This window comes from Methylobacterium sp. Leaf125 (assembly GCF_001423085.1).
Taxonomy (GTDB): Bacteria; Pseudomonadota; Alphaproteobacteria; order Rhizobiales; family Beijerinckiaceae; genus Methylobacterium.
In genome coordinates this window covers 1-18,292 of record NZ_LMNU01000003.1, presented here as the reverse complement: position 1 = coordinate 18,292, position 18,292 = coordinate 1, and the positions used below count along the sequence as shown (strand labels likewise).

At 65.9% G+C, this 18,292-nt stretch carries 29 protein-coding genes and 1 pseudogene; all 30 read right to left on the bottom strand.

Annotated elements, in window-relative coordinates; translation table 11 throughout:
• Positions 1 to 30 precede the first annotated feature (30 nt).
• The gene (locus tag ASF58_RS06615; protein WP_055949333.1) at positions 31 to 1,050 is read right to left on the bottom strand and encodes a DNA-directed RNA polymerase subunit alpha; all 1,020 of its coding nucleotides are present in this window, start codon (positions 1,048 to 1,050) and stop codon (positions 31 to 33) included.
• A 120-nt stretch (positions 1,051 to 1,170) separates the two neighbouring features.
• A complete protein-coding gene (locus ASF58_RS06610) occupies positions 1,171 to 2,046 on the bottom strand; it encodes an MBL fold metallo-hydrolase (RefSeq protein WP_055949330.1) in 876 nt (291 codons plus the stop codon).
• 44 nt (positions 2,047 to 2,090) lie between these two features.
• On the bottom strand, positions 2,091 to 2,480 hold the full coding sequence (gene rpsK, locus ASF58_RS06605) for a 30S ribosomal protein S11 (protein WP_055949325.1): 390 nt from the start codon (positions 2,478 to 2,480) through the stop codon (positions 2,091 to 2,093).
• 170 nt (positions 2,481 to 2,650) lie between these two features.
• On the bottom strand, positions 2,651 to 3,019 hold the full coding sequence (rpsM, locus tag ASF58_RS06600; RefSeq protein ID WP_019904471.1) for a 30S ribosomal protein S13: 369 nt from the start codon (positions 3,017 to 3,019) through the stop codon (positions 2,651 to 2,653).
• A 246-nt stretch (positions 3,020 to 3,265) separates the two neighbouring features.
• Positions 3,266 to 3,868, bottom strand: a complete 603-nt coding sequence (locus tag ASF58_RS06595; RefSeq protein WP_055949322.1) for an adenylate kinase — start codon at positions 3,866 to 3,868, stop codon at positions 3,266 to 3,268.
• Positions 3,869 to 3,981: 113 nt separating this feature from the next.
• Positions 3,982 to 5,319, bottom strand: coding sequence for a preprotein translocase subunit SecY (gene secY / locus ASF58_RS06590; protein WP_055949319.1), 1,338 nt, complete (start codon positions 5,317 to 5,319; stop codon positions 3,982 to 3,984).
• Positions 5,320 to 5,440: 121 nt separating this feature from the next.
• Positions 5,441 to 5,944 carry a 50S ribosomal protein L15 gene (gene rplO, locus ASF58_RS06585; RefSeq protein WP_055949317.1) on the bottom strand — a complete coding sequence of 168 codons (504 nt, stop codon included), beginning with the start codon at positions 5,942 to 5,944 and terminating at the stop codon, positions 5,441 to 5,443.
• Between the two features lie 11 nt (positions 5,945 to 5,955).
• Positions 5,956 to 6,147 (bottom strand): 50S ribosomal protein L30, encoded by a 192-nt coding sequence (rpmD, locus tag ASF58_RS06580; protein ID WP_055949314.1) that lies wholly within the window; start codon positions 6,145 to 6,147, stop codon positions 5,956 to 5,958.
• 12 nt (positions 6,148 to 6,159) lie between these two features.
• Entirely contained in the window at positions 6,160 to 6,747 is a 588-nt protein-coding gene (gene rpsE, locus ASF58_RS06575) for a 30S ribosomal protein S5 (RefSeq protein WP_055949312.1), read from the bottom strand.
• 93 nt (positions 6,748 to 6,840) lie between these two features.
• Complete coding sequence (gene rplR / locus ASF58_RS06570; protein WP_055949309.1) at positions 6,841 to 7,203, bottom strand: 50S ribosomal protein L18; 363 nt, start codon at positions 7,201 to 7,203, stop codon at positions 6,841 to 6,843.
• A gap of 12 nt (positions 7,204 to 7,215) precedes the next feature.
• Positions 7,216 to 7,749 carry a 50S ribosomal protein L6 gene (gene rplF, locus ASF58_RS06565; RefSeq protein ID WP_055949306.1) on the bottom strand — a complete coding sequence of 178 codons (534 nt, stop codon included), beginning with the start codon at positions 7,747 to 7,749 and terminating at the stop codon, positions 7,216 to 7,218.
• 24 nt (positions 7,750 to 7,773) lie between these two features.
• The gene (gene rpsH / locus ASF58_RS06560) at positions 7,774 to 8,169 is read right to left on the bottom strand and encodes a 30S ribosomal protein S8 (protein WP_055881679.1); all 396 of its coding nucleotides are present in this window, start codon (positions 8,167 to 8,169) and stop codon (positions 7,774 to 7,776) included.
• Between the two features lie 12 nt (positions 8,170 to 8,181).
• Positions 8,182 to 8,487, bottom strand: coding sequence for a 30S ribosomal protein S14 (gene rpsN / locus ASF58_RS06555; RefSeq protein ID WP_055949303.1), 306 nt, complete (start codon positions 8,485 to 8,487; stop codon positions 8,182 to 8,184).
• 40 nt (positions 8,488 to 8,527) lie between these two features.
• Positions 8,528 to 9,094: a 50S ribosomal protein L5 gene (gene rplE, locus ASF58_RS06550; protein ID WP_055949300.1), complete on the bottom strand. Its 567-nt coding sequence runs from the start codon at positions 9,092 to 9,094 to the stop codon at positions 8,528 to 8,530.
• On the bottom strand, positions 9,087 to 9,404 hold the full coding sequence (rplX, locus tag ASF58_RS06545) for a 50S ribosomal protein L24 (protein WP_055949297.1): 318 nt from the start codon (positions 9,402 to 9,404) through the stop codon (positions 9,087 to 9,089). The genes rplE and rplX overlap by 8 nt, the downstream gene beginning before the upstream one ends.
• Positions 9,404 to 9,772 carry a 50S ribosomal protein L14 gene (gene rplN, locus ASF58_RS06540; protein WP_055949294.1) on the bottom strand — a complete coding sequence of 123 codons (369 nt, stop codon included), beginning with the start codon at positions 9,770 to 9,772 and terminating at the stop codon, positions 9,404 to 9,406. Before rplN ends, rplX begins: the two co-directional genes overlap by 1 nt.
• A gap of 237 nt (positions 9,773 to 10,009) precedes the next feature.
• A complete protein-coding gene (locus ASF58_RS06535) occupies positions 10,010 to 11,383 on the bottom strand; it encodes an ATP-binding protein (protein WP_055949291.1) in 1,374 nt (457 codons plus the stop codon).
• 197 nt (positions 11,384 to 11,580) lie between these two features.
• Positions 11,581 to 11,841, bottom strand: coding sequence for a 30S ribosomal protein S17 (rpsQ, locus tag ASF58_RS06530; RefSeq protein WP_055949288.1), 261 nt, complete (start codon positions 11,839 to 11,841; stop codon positions 11,581 to 11,583).
• Positions 11,842 to 11,851: 10 nt separating this feature from the next.
• Positions 11,852 to 12,067, bottom strand: coding sequence for a 50S ribosomal protein L29 (gene rpmC, locus ASF58_RS06525; RefSeq protein ID WP_018044221.1), 216 nt, complete (start codon positions 12,065 to 12,067; stop codon positions 11,852 to 11,854).
• A 13-nt stretch (positions 12,068 to 12,080) separates the two neighbouring features.
• Positions 12,081 to 12,494 (bottom strand): 50S ribosomal protein L16, encoded by a 414-nt coding sequence (gene rplP / locus ASF58_RS06520; RefSeq protein WP_055949287.1) that lies wholly within the window; start codon positions 12,492 to 12,494, stop codon positions 12,081 to 12,083.
• A 47-nt stretch (positions 12,495 to 12,541) separates the two neighbouring features.
• Positions 12,542 to 13,282 carry a 30S ribosomal protein S3 gene (gene rpsC, locus ASF58_RS06515; RefSeq protein WP_055949284.1) on the bottom strand — a complete coding sequence of 247 codons (741 nt, stop codon included), beginning with the start codon at positions 13,280 to 13,282 and terminating at the stop codon, positions 12,542 to 12,544.
• Positions 13,283 to 13,292: 10 nt separating this feature from the next.
• Positions 13,293 to 13,679, bottom strand: coding sequence for a 50S ribosomal protein L22 (gene rplV / locus ASF58_RS06510; RefSeq protein ID WP_055949281.1), 387 nt, complete (start codon positions 13,677 to 13,679; stop codon positions 13,293 to 13,295).
• 2 nt (positions 13,680 to 13,681) lie between these two features.
• On the bottom strand, positions 13,682 to 13,960 hold the full coding sequence (gene rpsS, locus ASF58_RS06505) for a 30S ribosomal protein S19 (protein ID WP_055949278.1): 279 nt from the start codon (positions 13,958 to 13,960) through the stop codon (positions 13,682 to 13,684).
• A 5-nt stretch (positions 13,961 to 13,965) separates the two neighbouring features.
• Positions 13,966 to 14,802, bottom strand: a complete 837-nt coding sequence (rplB, locus tag ASF58_RS06500) for a 50S ribosomal protein L2 (protein ID WP_055949274.1) — start codon at positions 14,800 to 14,802, stop codon at positions 13,966 to 13,968.
• 27 nt (positions 14,803 to 14,829) lie between these two features.
• Complete coding sequence (locus tag ASF58_RS06495; RefSeq protein WP_018044227.1) at positions 14,830 to 15,126, bottom strand: 50S ribosomal protein L23; 297 nt, start codon at positions 15,124 to 15,126, stop codon at positions 14,830 to 14,832.
• Positions 15,123 to 15,743: a 50S ribosomal protein L4 gene (gene rplD, locus ASF58_RS06490; protein ID WP_055949267.1), complete on the bottom strand. Its 621-nt coding sequence runs from the start codon at positions 15,741 to 15,743 to the stop codon at positions 15,123 to 15,125. The genes ASF58_RS06495 and rplD overlap by 4 nt, the downstream gene beginning before the upstream one ends.
• Entirely contained in the window at positions 15,743 to 16,483 is a 741-nt protein-coding gene (gene rplC / locus ASF58_RS06485; RefSeq protein WP_055949264.1) for a 50S ribosomal protein L3, read from the bottom strand. The genes rplD and rplC overlap by 1 nt, the downstream gene beginning before the upstream one ends.
• 50 nt (positions 16,484 to 16,533) lie before the next feature.
• Positions 16,534 to 16,842, bottom strand: a complete 309-nt coding sequence (gene rpsJ / locus ASF58_RS06480; protein WP_018044230.1) for a 30S ribosomal protein S10 — start codon at positions 16,840 to 16,842, stop codon at positions 16,534 to 16,536.
• Positions 16,843 to 16,932: 90 nt separating this feature from the next.
• Positions 16,933 to 17,093, bottom strand: a pseudogene (locus tag ASF58_RS24780) (hypothetical protein); the annotation flags it as partial.
• Between the two features lie 8 nt (positions 17,094 to 17,101).
• The coding region (gene tuf / locus ASF58_RS06475) for an elongation factor Tu (RefSeq protein ID WP_055949261.1) at positions 17,102 to 18,292 on the bottom strand (1,191 nt) is incomplete at its 5' end.

Here is an 18,292-nt window from a genome sequence, read left to right as displayed (position 1 = left end):
GCATCCGGCTGGGGCGGATGCGCCGTGCGCCTAGTAGTGCTCTTCGAAGCGCTTGGCGAGGTCCTCGATGTTCTCCGGCGGCCAGCCGGGGATGTCCATGCCGAGGTGGAGGCCCATCGCGGCCAGCACTTCCTTGATCTCGTTGAGCGACTTGCGGCCGAAGTTCGGGGTGCGCAGCATCTCGCCCTCGGACTTCTGGATGAGGTCGCCGATGTAGACGATGTTGTCGTTCTTCAAGCAGTTCGCCGAACGCACCGAGAGCTCGAGCTCGTCGACCTTCTTGAGCAGGGCCGGGTTGAAGGGGAGCTGCGGCGCGAGCGGCTGCGCCTCCTCCTTGCGGGGCTCCTCGAAGTTCACGAACACCTGGAGCTGGTCTTGGATGATGCGCGCGGCGTAGGCCAGGGCATCCTCCGGCGACACGGCGCCGTTGGTCTCGATCGTCATCGTCAGCTTGTCCTTGTCGAGATCCTGGCCCTCGCGGGTGGTCTCGATGCGGTAGGACACCTTGGTGACGGGCGAGAACAGGGCGTCGACCGGGATCAAGCCGATCGGCGCATCCTCGGGACGGTTCCGCTCGGCCGGGACGTAGCCCTTGCCGGTGGCGACCGTGAACTCCATCCGGATCTCGGCGCCGTCATCCAGCGTGCAGATCACGAGGTCGGGGTTCAGGATCTGAACGTCGCCCACCGTGCCGATGTCGCCGGCGGTGACGACGCCGGGACCGGTCTTGCGCAGGGTCAGGCGCTTGGGGGCCTCGGTCTGCGAGCGGATGGCGATCGTCTTGATGTTGAGGACGATGTCGGTGACGTCCTCGCGCACGCCGGGGATCGACGAAAATTCGTGCAGCACGCCGTCGATCTGGACCGAGGTCACGGCCGCGCCCTGGAGCGAGGACAGCAGCACGCGGCGGAGCGAGTTGCCGAGCGTGGTGCCGAAGCCGCGCTCGAGGGGCTCGGCGACGACGGTGGCGACCCGCTTGGGGTCGTGCCCGGTCGAGACCTGGAGCTTGTTCGGCTTGATGAGCTCTTGCCAGTTCTTCTGAATGACCACGATGCTACCTCTCGCAAGATCGGCGCGGGCCACATGGGTGGTCCACGCATTGCCCGTCGACACCGCGCCATCGGCGCCCGGCGGGCTGGAAACTGTTGCGTCCGCGTCAGGCGCGAACCGTTACTGGGCCGCGACCCAGAGCTCCGGAACGAAGCTGTAGGCGGCCCCGTCCCGGGCGACGTAGCCCAGGGCCGGAAACTCCAGATGGGCACCCGTCACGAAGGTTCGGTCACCCGAAACGGCGTCGAGCATCCGGCGACGCACGGCGCGTGCCTGATCCCCGTCGAGGTCGAAGACCATACCGGCTTCCGGCTGCTTGAACTGGATCGCCGGCAGGTGAATGATGTCCGCCCACATCAAAAGCGACGCGTCGCCCGACGTGATGCGGTAGCCGGTATGGCCCGGCGTATGGCCCGGCAGGGGAATCGCCTCGATCCCCGCTGCCACGCTGCCGCTCGTGACCGTGCGCAGACGTCCGCCGTAAGGCGCGGTCGCCTGGCGGGCCATCTCGAAATAGGGCTTCGCGCCGTCCGGCGCCCGTGACAGCGCGCCGTCGTCGAGCCAGTGCGCCGCTTCGTCGGCATGAACCACGAGTTCGGCATTCGGGTAGGCCGCCGAACCGTCATCCCGGATCAGCCCACCGGCATGGTCGGGATGCAGATGCGTGAGCAGGACCGTCTCGATGCTGTCCGGCGAAACGCCGGCCGCGGCGAGAGCCGCTGGAACGCCACCGAGGGACGGGCCACCGAAATGGCCCATCCCGCTGTCGATGAGGAGCGGCTTGCGCCCCGGACCCGTGATCAGGAATGCGTTGAGCGTGATCCGGGGATCCTGCGCGCGAAAGCCGGCGGCCTGTAAGGCGCCGGCCTCCGCACGATCGATCCCGGTGACGAGATCCAGCGAACCCTGAAGGTAGCCGTCATTCATCACCGTGACCGTCAGGTCACCCAAGCTCCACCGCAGCACACCCGGAAGCGGATTCTGAGCATTCGACACGCGCGTCTCCGTAACAGGCCCCAAAGGTTCGCGTTGGTCGTGCCTCAGACGCGACGACGCTTGCGCGGGCGGCAGCCGTTGTGCGGGATCGACGTCACGTCACGGATCGACGTCACGGTGAAGCCGGCGGCCTGGAGCGCGCGCAGCGCTGATTCACGACCCGAACCCGGACCGGACACTTCGACCTCGAGGGTGCGCATGCCGTGCTCGGCAGCCTTGCGGGCGGCATCCTCAGCGGCAACCTGGGCGGCGTAGGGGGTCGACTTGCGCGAACCCTTGAAGCCCATGGCACCGGCGGACGACCACGAGATGGTGTTGCCCTGGGCGTCGGTGATGGTGACCATCGTGTTGTTGAACGACGCGTTCACGTGCGCGACGCCCGAGACGATGTTCTTGCGTTCGCGGCGACGGACGCGGGTGGTTTCCTTGGCCATGTGTTCTCTTGTCCTTCAGGCGCGCCCGTCATTCCAGGCGCTCGGGAGTCTTCTCGGATGCCGCCGGCACGGATTTGGAACACCGTGCCGCGACGTAGGACTTGGCGCACAGGGATCCTGGCGCCGACGTCAGGAGACCGCCCGAAGAGCGGTCTCCCGGTTCGGATCGATTACTTCTTCTTGCCGGCGATCGGCTTGGACTTGCCCTTGCGGGTGCGCGCGTTGGTGTGCGTGCGCTGGCCGCGGACCGGCAGGTTGCGGCGATGGCGCAGACCGCGGTAGCAGCCGAGATCCATCAGGCGCTTGATGTTCATCGAGACTTCGCGGCGCAGATCGCCCTCGACGATGTAATCGCGGTCGATGGTCTCGCGGATCGACAGCACCTCGGCGTCGGTCAGCTGATTCACGCGACGCTCGGCCGGGATCCCGACCTTGCCGGTGATCTCTTCAGCCTTCTTGGGGCCGATGCCGTGAATGTACTGCAGCGCGATGACGACGCGCTTATTGGTCGGAATGTTAACGCCAGCGATACGAGCCAAGGTGTCTCTCCATGGGGCGCCGGACCTGAGGCCGGGCCGGGTGTCACGCGCGTCCGGTGGAGACCGGCCCCTGCGCGCCGTTCAAAACGACAAATCGGCCCGCATCGACCCCTGAGAGGCGATCCGGACCCACTTCCTCTGAACGAAGACCGGCCCACTAGCGCGGGCCGGGGGATGTGTCAACCCGGGTCGCTCAATCAACCCGCAAAGGTCACGGGCCGGAGGCCGGACCGTCGGCTTGATCGATCAGGACTCCGCCGAAGCGGTGTGCCGGTCGAGGATCGCCACCAGATCCTCCGTGACGGCGTCGACCGGCTTCATGCCGTCGATGGTCTGCAGCAGCCCGGTGCCGGCATAGTAGTCGGACAGGGGCGCGGTCTGCTTGCGATAGGCGTCGAGGCGAGTCTTGAAGACCTCGGGCGTGTCGTCCTTCCGCACCGGCTGACCGCGGGCTGCGGTCTCCTCGGCACGCTTGGCGATGCGGCCGACCAGGGCCTCCTCGTCCACGACGAACTCGATGACGGTGTCGAGGGCGATTCCCTTTTGCGACAGCATGGCATCGAGGGCCTTCGCCTGCTCCACCGTGCGCGGGAAGCCGTCGAGGATGAAGCCCGGCTTGGCATCCGCCTCTTCGATGCGGTCAGCGACGATCCCAACCACGATGGCGTCGGACACCAGGCCACCCGATTCCATCACGCTCTTGGCCTGCAGGCCGACCGGCGTACCGGCGGCGACGGCCGCCCGTAGCATGTCGCCGGTGGAGAGCTGAGGAATGCCGTAGCGTGCTACGATCCGCTCGGACTGCGTCCCCTTCCCCGCGCCGGGCGGCCCAAGCAGGATGATGCGCATGGTGTCGTTTCCTCAGGTCCGTTCTGCTTGGATATCCGGCGATCCTGCGAAACGCCGGGTCTCGGAATTCTAGCAAGGGTTGCGGTGCGCTTGAAGCCCGCACCGCATCGCCCTCAACGTCGGCGGGTCGCCCCACGCAGCTTGGCCTTCTTGACGAGGCCTTCGTATTGATGGGCCATCAGGTGCCCGTGGATCTGCGCCACCGTATCCATCGTCACCGAGACCACGATGAGCAGGGAGGTGCCGCCGAAGCCGATGGCCGCCGAGGAATACGATGCCAGGATCTCGGGCACCAGACAGACGAAAGTCAGGTACAGCGCCCCGATCAGGGTGATGCGGGTCAGGACCTTGTCGATGAAGGCCGCCGTGCGCTCGCCCGGGCGGATGCCGGGAATGAAGCCGCCGTGCTTCTTCAGATTGTCGGCCGTCTCCTCCGGGTTGAAGACCACCGCGGTGTAGAAGAACGCGAAGAAGATAATCAGGGCGGCGTAGAGGACCATGTAGAGCGGCCGGCCGTGGCCGATATAGGTCGTGATCGTCGCCAGGACGCCGGTGCCGCCGTTGTTGGCCGAGAAGCTCGCCACGGTGGCGGGCAGGAGCAGCAGCGACGAGGCGAAGATCGGCGGGATGACGCCGGCGGTGTTAAGCTTCAGCGGCAGGAACGAGGTCTGGCCCTCGTACATGCGGTTGCCGACCTGGCGCTTCGGATAGTTGATCAGCAGCCGGCGCTGGGCGCGCTCCATGAACACGATGAAGTAGACGAGCGCGACGGCGGCCACGCCCATGCCGAGGATGACGGCTGAAGAGAGCGCGCCGGTGCGGCTGAGCTCCAGGGCGCCGACGATCGCCACCGGCAGGTGGGCCACGATGCCGGCGAAGATGATCAGCGAGGAGCCGTTGCCGATGCCCCGCGAGGTGATCTGCTCGCCGATCCACATCAGGAACAGCGTACCGCCGGTCAGGGTGATGACCGTGGACAGGATGAAGAAGGGACCGGGTTCGATCGCGGCGCTCGACCCTTGGAGGCCGAAGGCGATGCCCCAGGACTGAACCAGCGCCAGCACCACCGTGAGGTAGCGGGTGTACTGGTTGATGACCTTGCGGCCCGATTCACCCTCCTTCTTCAGCGTCTCGAGGCTCGGGATCACCGAGGTCAGGAGCTGGATGATGATGGAGGCCGAGATGTACGGCATGATGTTGAGCGCGAAGATCGCCATGCGCTCGACGGCACCACCGGAGAACATGTTGAACAGCCCGAGCACGCCGCCCGACTGCTGCTGGAAGTTCCGCGCGAACTGCTCCGGGTCGATGCCCGGGATCGGGATATAGGTCCCGAGACGGAACACGATCAGCGCGCCCAGTGTGAACCAGATGCGCTTCTTGAGCTCGTCGGCCTTGGCGATGGCCCCGAAATTGAGGTTCGCGGCAAGCTGCTCGGCGGCTGAGGCCATGGCACCGGTTCCTGATATCGATCCGCACGGGAGCCGAAGCTCCCCATAAACTGATACGGCGGCCACGCGCGAGGTTGCACGGGCCGCCGCTCAGAGCTTCGACTTAAAGTCTGGCGTTGGGCTACGCAACCACGCGGGCGGGCTTGCCCCGGGTGGAGACGCCGTCGCCATACGTCACGGCGACCGAGCCGCCAGCCTTCTCGACACCCTCGATCGCCGACTTCGACGCACGGGTGACCTCGAAGGTCAGCTTGGTGGTGAGCTCGCCGACGCCGAGGAGCTTCACGCCGTCACGGGCGCGGGCGCAGATGCCGGCGGCGATCAGGGTCTCGACGGTGACGGTGGCGCCCGCCTCGATGCGGCCGGCATCGACAGCCTGCTGGACGCGGCCGAGGTTCACCTCGTTCAGGTCCGTCGAGTACAGGTTGTTGAAGCCGCGCTTCGGAAGGCGACGATGCAGCGGCATCTGGCCACCCTCGAAGCCCTTGATGGAGACGCCGGTGCGGGCCTTCTGACCCTTCACGCCGCGTCCTGCGGTCTTGCCCTTGCCGGAGCCGATGCCCCGTCCGACGCGCATCCGGTTCTTGGTGGCGCCGTCGTTGTCGCGGAGTTCATTCAGTTTCATGATGCCCTCCCTCAGGCCGCGTCGCCAAGGACGCGCACGAGGTGCTGCACCTTGCGGATCATGCCGCGCACGGAGGGGGTATCCTCCAGCTCGGAAACCCGGTGCAGCTTGTTGAGCTTGAGGCCGATCAGCGTCGCGCGCTGGTCGCCTTCGCGGCGGATCGGCGAACCGATCTGCTCGATGCGGAGAGTCTTCTGTGCCATTGGACCCTCCCCTTACGCGACGGCGGCTTCGGACATGTCGGACGGATCGGCGTCGCGGCGACGGGCCTGGAGGGCCGACACCTTGAGACCGCGACGGGCCGCGACGGAGCGCGGGCTGTCCTCGTTCTTGAGCGCCTCGAAGGTGGCGCGCACGAGATTGTAGGGGTTCGAGGAGCCGAGGCTCTTGGCCACCACGTCCTGCATGCCCAGCGTCTCGAAGACGGCGCGCATCGGGCCGCCGGCGATGATACCGGTGCCCTGGGGAGCGGCGCGGAGGATGACCTTGCCGGCGCCATGACGACCGTAGACGTCGTGGTGCAGGGTGCGGCCCTCGCGAAGCGCCACGCGGACCAGACCGCGCTTGGCGGCTTCCGTCGCCTTGCGGATCGCCTCGGGAACCTCACGGGCCTTGCCGTGGCCGAAGCCGACGCGGCCCTTCTGGTCGCCAACGACGACGAGGGCTGCGAAGCCGAAGCGACGGCCGCCCTTCACCACCTTGGCGACGCGGTTGATGTGGACGAGCTTGTCCACGAACTCGCTGTCGCGCTCCTCGCGCTCATCGCGGCGGCCGCGGCCCCCGCCTTCACGTTCACGTGCCATACTGAATATCCATCTCACTGACGCGGGTGGCGGACCCGCTCGCTTGAATCGTCCGGAACGGAGGGCGGCCTGTGCCGCCCTCCTCCGCCAGTCTTAGAACTCGAGGCCACCCTCGCGGGCGGCGTCGGCGAGCGCCTTGACGCGCCCGTGGTAGAGGTAGCCCGAGCGATCGAAGATCACCTGGGTGACGCCCGCAGCCTTGGCGCGCTCGGCGACGAGCTTGCCGACGGCCTGGGCGGCCGAGACGTCCGCACCGGTCTTGAGATCGGTGCGCAGATCCTTCTCGAGGCTCGAAGCCGACGCGAGCGTCTTGCCCGCCGCGTCGTCGATGACCTGAACGTAGATCTGCTTCGAGGAACGGAACACCGAGAGCCGGGGCCGTCCATTGGCCGCCGCCCGCAGCGCGCGGCGCACACGCGCCTTGCGGCGGTCGAGTGCATCGATTTTGCGTGACATGTTCGGCGGCCCTTACTTCTTCTTGCCTTCCTTGCGGAAGATGAACTCTCCCGCGTACTTCACGCCCTTGCCCTTGTAGGGCTCAGGGCCGCGATAGTCGCGGATCTCGGCGGCCACCTGGCCGACCACCTGCCGGTCGATGCCGGAGATGACGATCTCGGTGGGCTTCGGCACCGCGATCGTGATCCCTGCCGGGATCTCGTACTCGATGTCGTGGCTGTAGCCGAGCGAGAGCTTCAGAGCCTTGCCGGCCATCGCGGCGCGGTAGCCCACGCCGGTGATCTCGAGCTTCTTCTCGAAGCCCTTGGAGACGCCCTCGACGAGGTTCGCCACCTGAGCGCGGGAGGTGCCCCAGAGCGAGCGGGCCTCCTTGGTCTGGTTCTTGGGCTGCACCGAGACGGCGCCGTCCTCGAACTTCACGTCGACCACGTTGGGAACGACGTACTGGAGCTCGCCCTTGGAGCCCTTCATCTTCACCGTTTGACCGGTCACCGTGGCCGTCACGCCGGACGGGACGGGAACGGGCTTCTTGCCTACGCGAGACATCGCCTTATTCCTCCAAGTCCGAGATCAGAACACCTTGCAGAGCACTTCGCCGCCGACGTTGCGCTCGCGCGCCTCGTGGTCGGCCATGACGCCCTGCGGGGTGGACACGATGGTGACGCCGAGGCCGTCGGCGACGCGCGGAAGCTCGCCCACCGACGAGTAGACGCGGCGGCCGGGCTTCGACACGCGCTGGATCGAGCGGATGACGGGCTGGCCGTCGTAGTACTTCAGCTCGATCGCGAACTCGGTCCGGCCGTTGCCGTAATCCGTGGTCGCGTAGTCGCGGATGTAGCCCTCGGACTTGAGGACGTCGAGCACGCTGGCCCGCAGGCGGGAGCCGGGCGTCTGAACGACGTTGCGGCGGCGCTGCTGACCGTTGCGGATGCGGGTGAGCATATCACCCACGGGATCGTTGACCATGGTGGTTGCTCCTTACCAGCTCGACTTGACGAGACCGGGGATCAGACCCTGGTTGCCGAGTTCGCGCAGCGCGATGCGCGAGATGCCCATCTTGCGATAGAAGGCGCGCGGACGGCCGGTCATGCCGCAACGGTTGCGGACGCGGGTGGGGGACGAGTTGCGGGGCAGTTCCGCGAGCTTGAGGCGCGCCTCGAAGCGCTCCTCCATCTCGAGGGACTCGTCATTCGCCGTGGCAAGCAGCGCCTTGCGCTTGGGAGCGTAGAGCTTCACCAGCGCTTCGCGGTGCTTGTTCTTCTCGATCGAGCTTTTCTTTGCCATTTCTCTCTCCGGTGTCCGCGTATGAAACCCTAGCGGGGGCTCACTGCCGGAACGGGAATCGGAACTGCGTGAGGAGCGCGCGCGCCTCAGCATCGGTGCGGGCGGTCGTCTGGATGACGATGTCCATGCCCCAGGTGGCCTCGGCCTTGTCGTACGAAATCTCCGGGAACACGAGGTGCTCCTTCAGACCCAGGGCGTAGTTGCCGTTGCCGTCGAAGGAGCGCGGGTTCAGGCCACGGAAATCGCGGACGCGCGGGAGCGCGATCGTGATCAGGCGATCCATGAACTCGTACATGCGCTGCTTGCGCAGCGTGACCTTGCAGCCGATCGGCATGCCTTCGCGGACCTTGAAGGTCGCGATGGCCTTGCGGGCTCGGGTGATGACCGGCTTCTGGCCGGCGATCAGCGCCAGATCGCCGGCAGCGACGGTGGCCTTCTTGGAATCGGCGGTCGACTCGCCGACGCCCATGTTGATCACGATCTTCTCGATGACCGGAACCTGCATGGGGTTCTTGTAGCCGAACTCTTCGATCAGCTTCTGGCGCACCACTTCGTCGTAGTGCTTGCGCAGGCGCGGGGTGTACCCGTCAGTGTTCTTCTCAGCCATCGATCAGATCCCCCGAGCGCTTGGCGAACCGGACTTTGCGGCCGTCGTCGAGAATGCGGAAACCAACGCGCGTGGGCTGACCATCCTTCGGGTCGGCGACAGCGATGTTGGAGAGGTGAATCGCAGCTTCCTTCGAGACGATGCCGCCTTCCTGGTTCTGCGTCTGCTTCTGGTGCTTCTTCACCAGGTTGATGCCGCGAACGAACGCGCGATCTTCCTTCGGGAGCACCTGGATGACCTCGCCAGAGCGACCCTTGTCACGACCGGTAAGGACGACGACCTTGTCGCCTTTCTTGACCTTGGCGGCCATCACAGCACCTCCGGCGCGAGCGAGATGATCTTCATGTGGTTGCGGGCGCGCAGCTCGCGCGGCACCGGTCCGAAGATGCGGGTGCCGATCGGCTCCTTCTGATTGTTGATCAGAACGGCTGCGTTCTTGTCGAAGCGGATCACCGAACCGTCGGGACGCTTCACTTCCTTGGCGGTGCGCACGACGACCGCCTTCATGACGTCGCCCTTCTTCACGCGACCCCGGGGAATTGCTTCCTTGACCGAGACCACGATGATGTCGCCGACACCGGCGTATTTACGCTTCGACCCGCCCAGAACCTTGATGCACATCACGCGGCGCGCACCAGAGTTGTCGGCGACGTCCAGATTCGTCTGCATCTGGATCACGGGCAGTGACCTTTCCTTGTTTCAGGCGGGTTTCCGCACGCGGACGGTATTGTCCGGCGGACGACGCCTGATGGGGATCTGATGTCCCCGGCTCATGTAAAGCACCGCGCAATCGGTGTTTGACACACCGGCGCGGCTGCCGCGTACGAAGGGTGCGAGCACCCCTCTCAAATGTCGCGAAGGCACGCCGGATACACCAGGGCGTGGTTCTGTGCAAGGGTCAATTGCCGACCCGGCTCAGAGATCGGCGCTTCGCCCGCCCGACGCTGCCATGCGCAGATCCGGCCGGCGCGCCGGAACGTCGGCGAGTTCGACCACACCCCGATCGAGGCGGGCCTGGCTGTCGATCGCCTCGCCGAGGACGACGGCCACGCTGCGGCGGGTGATCCGATTCCCCATCTCGGTGGTCAAGGCTGCGAGGGCGAGCCGATAGACCATTTCCTTCAGATAGGCCGCACTTGCGCCCTCAGTGCGCGCGACGATTTCCGGAAGGGCCCCAGGGTCGAAGATCAGGGACGCGCCGTACAGGGTGACCAGGCGGGCACGGCACGAGGCATCCGGGCAGGCAATCTCGATCGCCACGTCGATCCGCCCCGGCTGCGAGATCAGGGCCGGGTCGATATTCCGCGGATGAGTCGCAGTGAAGAGGAACAGGATATCTGCGTCGGCCTCGAGGCCTTCCATCTCGCTCAGCAGGCTCTGAAGTCCGCCCGTCTCGGTCGAGCCCTTGGAAGCCTGTCGATCCCGAGCGAACCGGTCGACGTTCTCGAGGACCACCAGGCTGGGCTGGAAGCTCCGCGCAAGCTGCAACTGCTCGGCCACGCAGCGCCCACCATCGGGCGTCACCAAGACGGTCGTGCGATCGGGCAGGTTCGACGAGACGTAGCGGGTAACGTGGGTCTTTCCGTTACCGGGAGGTCCGTAGAGCAGCAGGCCCCGGCAGGTCGATTGCCCGAAACGCCTGAGATCTCCGCGATGGCGATCGAATGCGAAGACGTGATGATCGAGTCGCGCCATCGTCGGGTCGTCGAGAATGACCTGGGCCCGCGTCACCGACTTCGACCGGCGGACACGCATTCCCGCTTCCGACGGGGGATCGAGCATGACGACCTTGCCACGATAGCGCGTCGATCCAGCCGCGGCGTCCTGGATCGACGAGAGGAAGTCGCGGGCGAATCCGATGGACCTCGCATCGGGCAGCGTCGCCACTTCGAGCCGCACGACGCGCCCCTCCTGCGCGGACGATGACCGGGAGAGCAAGACGGCCGCTGGACGGTTCGAGATCCGGAACAGCCACAAGGCATTGCTCAGCGCCCTGAAAGACTCCGCATCGCCGAGATCGAAATCATGGAACTCGGGGGGCGCGATCGCGACCGGCCGCGCCGCACAGCGTACCAGGAGGCTGGAGATCGTCAGGGGCTCGCGCAGCTCAGGTTGGTGAAGACCGGTGCGCACGACATTGAGCCGCGACAGCATTCCGAGAGCTGCAGCCTGGATGTCCGGCAACAGGTGCAGACCGAAGCTGCGCTGGCTGGCGACGATGCCGTCGATTTCGCGGGCGCCGAAGAACGCGGCGAGAAGTCCGCAGGCACTGTTCAGGCTGTCCGCCACGCGACCATCCCCCTCGTCTCGCACCCAAGGTTAAGAGGACCGCCTGGACACGGCGGATCCTCGAATCCTCTGTCGAACGAAATCAGGATTCTGGTAGCGACCACCCGAAACGACTTGGGTTCGGCACACCGATGCGGAGCAGGCACAAAAAAACGGGCGCAGAACCCTGCGCCCGTCTCCTCGACCGTGCATGACGATCAAGCTTCGGCGGAGACCGCTTCCGAGCTGGCGCCCTCGACGAGCTTCCAGGTCTTGGTCTTCGAGAACGGACGGCACTCCTCGATCGACACGGTCTGACCGACCTTGGCGACGTTGGCTTCGTCGTGGGCGTGGTAGTTCTTCGAGCGACGGACGGTCTTCTTCATCACCGGATGGGTGAAGCGACGCTCCACCTTCACGACGATGGTCTTCTCGCCCTTGTCGCTGACGACGACGCCCTGCAATACGCGCTTCGGCATGATGTACTCCTCAGGCCTGCGCCGACTTCAGCGTCTTCTGACGCTGAAGCGTACGAACGCGGGCGATATCGCGGCGGACTTCGCGGACGCGCGCGACGTTCTCGAGCTGGCCGGTGGCGCCCTGGAAGCGCAGATTGAACTGCTCCTTCTTCAGGTTCAGCAACTCATCGTTCAGCTGATCGGGCGACAGGGCGGCCAGATCCGACTGTCTCTGCGACGACTTCATGATCCCCTCCCTCTCAATCAGCGATGCGCTGAACGACGCGCGTGCGGATCGGGAGCTTCGCCGCGCCGAGGCGCAGGGCCTCCTTCGCAACGTCCTCGGCCACGCCGTCGACTTCGAACATGATACGTCCGGGATGCACACGGGCAGCCCAGAACTCGGGTGCACCCTTACCGGAGCCCATGCGGACTTCGGTGGGCTTGGCGGTGACCGGCACATCCGGGAAGATCCGGATCCAGACGCGGCCTTGGCGCTTCATCTCACGCGTGATCGCGCGGCGAGCCGCCTCGATCTGGCGAGCGGTGATGCGCTCGGGCTCGACGGCCTTCAGGCCGAAGGTCCCGAAGTTGAGGTCGAAGCCGCCCTTGGCCGCACCGTGGATGCGACCCTTGAACTGCTTACGGAACCTGGTCTTCTTGGGTTGCAACATGGCAGCCTCTCAACACCTTTCTGGGTGACGGGGTCACGAACGCGCCGTTAGGCGTGCTCGCGCCGGCCGCGCTCGCGGCCACCCTCACCATCGCGCTCGCGACGGCCGCCCGAACGGCCACCCTCTTCCTGCGCCTTCTTGTCCTGTGCCATCGGGTCGTGCTCGAGGATCTCGCCCTTGAACACCCACACCTTGATGCCGCACGTCCCGTAAGTCGTGAAGGCCGTCGCAACGCCGTAGTCGACGTCGGCACGGAGGGTGTGCAGAGGGACGCGACCCTCGCGGTACCACTCTTGGCGAGCGATCTCGGCGCCGCCGAGACGGCCCGAGCAGTTGATGCGGATGCCCTCGGCACCCAGACGCATCGCCGACTGAACGGCGCGCTTCATGGCACGGCGGAACGCGACGCGACGCTCGAGCTGCTGGGCAATCGAGTCGGCCACGAGGGTGGCATCGATCTCGGGCTTGCGCACCTCGACGATGTTGATCGTCACGTCGGCCTTGGTGAGCGTACCGACCAGCTTACGCAGCTTCTCGATATCCGCGCCCTTCTTGCCGATGACCACGCCCGGACGACCCGAGTGGATGGTGACGCGGCACTTCCGGTGCGGACGCTCGATCACGATCTTCGAGACGGCGGCCTGCTTGAGTTGCTTCATGAGGGCGGCGCGGATCGCGACGTCCTCGTGCATCAGTTTCGCGTATTCACCCTTCTGGGCGAACCAGCGGGAGTCCCAGGTCCGGTTGATACCGAGCCGAAGACCGATCGGATTGACTTTCTGGCCCATCAGGTCCTCCTCACGCCGCTTCGGCGGTCGGGACTTCGCGCACCACGATGGTGAGGTTCGCGAAGGGCTTCAGGATACGGGCGCCGCGGCCACGCGCACGGGCGTGGAACCGCTTCAGCACCAGCGCCTTGCCGACGAACGCCTGGGACACGACGAGATCGTCGACGTCCAGGTTATGGTTGTTCTCGGCATTGGCGATGGCGCTCTCGAGGCACTTCTTGACCTCGCGGGCGATCCGCTTGCGGGAGAACTCGAGATCGGCGAGAGCCGAGTCGACCTTCTTGCCGCGAATGAGCTGCGCGACGAGATTGAGCTTCTGGGGGCTGACGCGCAGCATGCGCGCGACGGCCTGAGCCTCGTTCTCGGGGAGCGCGCGGGGAGTGGCGGGCTTGCCCATGATCAGCGCCTCTTCGACTTCTTGTCGGCTGCGTGACCGTGGAAGGTGCGGGTCGGCGAGAACTCGCCGAACTTGTGGCCGACCATTTCCTCGGAGACGTACACCGGGATGTGCTTCTGCCCGTTGTGCACACCGAAGGTGAGCCCGACGAACTGCGGCAGGATCGTGGAGCGGCGGCTCCAGATCTTGATGACTTCGTTACGGCTGGAACCGCGAGCGGCTTCAGCCTTCTTGAGGAGGTAGCCGTCGATGAACGGCCCCTTCCAGAGCGAGCGTGCCATGGGCGTTACTTCTTACGGTTATGACGGCTGGACAGGATGAAGACGTCGGTCCGCTTGTTCGAGCGGGTCTTCTTCCCCTTCGTGGGAACGCCCCAGGGCGTGACCGGGTTACGGCCGCCGGAGGTACGTCCCTCACCGCCGCCGTGCGGATGGTCGACCGGGTTCATGGCGACGCCGCGCACGTGCGGGCGCTTGCCGAGCCAGCGGTTGCGGCCGGCCTTGCCGAGCGAGATGTTCATGTGGTCCGGGTTCGAGACCGCACCGACGCTGGCGAAGCACTGACCGTGGACCAGGCGCTGTTCGCCCGAGTTCAGGCGCAGCGTGACGTAGCCCTGATCGCGGCCGACGATCTGGGCGTAGTTGCCGGCGGAGCGGGCAATGGCGCCGCCCTTGCCGATCTTGAGCTCGACGTTGTGGACGATCGTGCCCACGGGCATGTTGCCGACCGGACCGGCATTGCCGGGCTTGATGTCGACCTGCTCGGCCGCGATCACCTTGTCGCCCGGCGACAGGCGCTGCGGAGCCAGGATGTAGCTCTGCGTGCCGTCGGGGAAGGCGATCAGCGCGATGAATGCGGTCCGGTTCGGATCGTACTCGATCCGCTCGACCGTGGCGGACACGCCCATCTGCTCGCGACGCTTGAAGTCCACGTTGCGGAGCGTGCGCTTGTGACCGCCGCCGCGGAAGCGGACCGTGATGCGGCCGAGGTTGTTGCGGCCGCCGGACGACGACTTGCCCTCGGTGAGCTTCTTGACCGGCTTGCCCTTGTAGAGCTCACGGCGGTCGACGAGCACGAGCTGGCGAAGGCTCGGCGTGACCGGTTTGAATGTCTTCAAGGCCATCGGTGGTAATCCTTAACCCGACTTGTCTCAGAGGCCGGTCGTGACGTCGATCGTCTCACCCTCGGCGAGGGTCACGATCGCTTTCTTCACGTCCGAACGCTGTCCGCGAAGTCCGCGGAAGATCTTCTTCTTGCCCTTGGTGACGAGCGTGTTCACGCCCGTGACCTTGACGTCGAACAGCTTCTCGACCGCTTCCTTGATCTGCGGCTTGGTCGCCTTCGGGGAAACCCGGAACACGACCTTGTTCTGTTCGGTGAGGTTCGTCGCCTTCTCGGTGATGACCGGGGAGACGATGATATCGTAGTGGCGCGGATCGGCACTCATTGAAAACGCGCCTCCAGCGCATCGATCGCTGCGCGGGTCAGCACGAGCTTCTCGCGACGCAGGATGTCGTACACGTTGATGCCCTGGATCGGCAGCACGTCGATCTGCGGGATGTTGCGGGCGGCGCGTGCGAAGTTCACGTCCACCTCGGCACCGCCGATGATCAGGGCGCTGGACAGGCCCATCTTCTCGAAGCGCTCGACGAGCGCCTTGGTCTTGCCCTCGGCGAGCTTCACGTCGTCGACGATGATGAGGGTCGAGTCCTTCACCTTCGCGGAGAGCGCGTGCTTCAGGGCGAGCGCACGGACCTTCTTGGGCAGATCGTGAGCGTGGCTGCGCACGACCGGACCGAAGGCGCGTCCACCACCGCGGAACTGCGGGGCCGAGGCTGCGCCGTGACGCGCGTTACCGGTGCCCTTCTGCTTATACAGCTTCTTGCGCGTCCGGTTCACATCCGAGCGGTTCTTGACCGCATGGGTGCCGGCCTGACGCTTGGCGAGCTGCCAGCGCACCATGCGCTGGAGCAGATCGGCACGGGGCTCGAGACCGAAGATGGTCTCGTCCAGGTCGACGGAACCGGCACCGGCGCCATCGAGCGTGGTGATATCGAGCTTCATCACGCGTTCTCCTCGGAAGCGGGAGCCTCGGGAGCCGGCGCCTCGGTGGCGGGAGCGGAAGCGCCCTGCTCACGGAACTTGCCAGGCTGCGGAACGTCCGCGGGGAGCTTGCGCTTCACCGCGTCGCGGATCTGGATCCAGCCGCCGGCGACACCCGGAACGGCGCCCTCGACGAGGATGAGGCCGCGCTCAGGATCCGTACGCACGACGCGCAGGTTCTGGGTCGTGACCCGATCGACGCCCATGTGACCGGGCATCTTCTTGTTCTTGAAGGTCTTGCCCGGATCCTGACGGCCACCGGTCGAACCGATCGAGCGGTGCGAGATGGACACGCCGTGGGTGGCGCGCAGACCGCCGAAGTTCCAGCGCTTCATACCGCCGGCGAACCCCTTACCCGTGGTGGTGCCCGTCACGTCGACGAACTGGCCCGGGATGAAGTGATCGGCGGTGATCTCGGCGCCGACCGGGATCAGCTTGTCCTCGGACACGCGGAACTCGGCGAGCTTTTGCTTGGGCTCGACCTTGGCGACCGCGAACCGGCCGCGCTCGGCAGCCGACACGTTCTTCACCTTGGCTTTGCCGACGCCGACCTGAAGGGCGACGTAGCCGTTCTTCTCGACGGTACGGTGGGCAACCACCTGGCATTGATCGATTTTGAGCACTGTGACGGGGACATGTTCGCCTGCATCCGTAAAGATGCGGGTCATGCCGACCTTCTGTGCGATGACGCCTGAGCGCATAGGTGTCTCCCTCGCGCGATTCTACGGTAAGCTCTAAATCCCCGCGGGACTTAGAGCTTGATCTCCACGTCCACGCCGGCGGCGAGGTCGAGCTTCATCAGCGCGTCCACGGTCTGGGGCGTCGGATCGACGATATCGAGGACGCGCTTGTGGGTGCGCATCTCGAACTGCTCGCGCGACTTCTTGTCGATGTGCGGCGAGCGGTTGACGGTGAACTTCTCGATATGCGTCGGCAGCGGGATGGGACCACGGATGGTGGCGCCGGTGCGCTTGGCCGTCGAGACGATCTCGCGGGTCGACGCATCGAGGATGCGATGGTCGAACGCCTTGAGGCGGATACGAATATTCTGACCGTTCATGACCTGAAACCTTGGCGGGGCGATGGTGGGGCGGGCGCGAGGACCCGCCCCTCAATCGTTCCCTGCAGACGTGACCGTTGGGACGGACGATTACTCGTTGATGGCGGCGACGACGCCGGCGCCGACGGTGCGTCCGCCTTCACGGATGGCGAAGCGCAGCTTCTCTTCCATGGCCACCGGCACGATCAGGGTGACGTCCATGGTCACGCTGGCATCGAAGCTCGCAGAGACGTTGCCAGCCAAACCGGTATNCGGACGATTACTCGTTGATGGCGGCGACGACGCCGGCGCCGACGGTGCGTCCGCCTTCACGGATGGCGAAGCGCAGCTTCTCTTCCATGGCCACCGGCACGATCAGGGTGACGTCCATGGTCACGCTGTCGCCGGGCATCACCATCTCGGTGCCCTCGGGCAGCACGCACACGCCGGTCACGTCCGTGGTGCGGAAGTAGAACTGCGGGCGGTAGTTGGTGAAGAACGGCGTGTGGCGGCCGCCCTCCTCCTTGGTCAGGATGTAGGCCTCGGCCTTGAACTTGGTGTGGGGCTTGACCGAGCCGGGCTTGCACACGACCTGGCCGCGCTCCACGTCCTCGCGCTTGGTGCCGCGCAGCAGCACGCCGACGTTGTCGCCGGCCTGGCCCTGGTCGAGCAGCTTGCGGAACATCTCGACGCCCGTGACCGTCGTGGTCTGGGTGTCGCGGATGCCCACGATCTCCACCGTCTCGCCGACCTTGACGATGCCGCGCTCGACGCGACCCGTCACCACCGTGCCGCGGCCCGAGATCGAGAACACGTCCTCGATGGGCATCAGGAACGGCTTGTCGATCGGACGCTCCGGCTGCGGGATGTAGGCATCCACGCTCGCCATCAGCGCCAGCACGGCGTCGTGGCCGATCGCCTTGTCGCCATTGTCCAGCGCCACCTTGGCCGAGCCCTTGGTGATCGGGATGTCGTCGCCCGGGAAGTCATACTTCGAGAGGAGCTCGCGCACCTCCATCTCCACGAGCTCGAGGAGCTCGGCGTCGTCCACCAGATCGACCTTGTTCAGGAACACCACCAGGGCCGGCACGCCGACCTGACGGGCCAGCAGGATGTGCTCGCGGGTCTGCGGCATCGGGCCGTCGGCCGCCGACACCACCAGGATCGCGCCGTCCATCTGCGCCGCGCCCGTGATCATGTTCTTCACGTAGTCGGCGTGACCGGGGCAATCCACGTGCGCGTAGTGCCGGTTCGTGGTCTCGTACTCCACGTGCGCCGTCGAGATCGTGATCCCGCGCGCCTTCTCCTCAGGCGCCTTGTCGATCTGGTCGTACGCCGTGAACGTCGCCCCGCCCGTCTCGGCCAAAACCTTCGTGATCGCCGCCGTCAACGACGTCTTGCCGTGATCCACGTGACCAATCGTGCCAATGTTGCAGTGCGGCTTCGTACGCGCGAATTTCTCTTTGGCCAT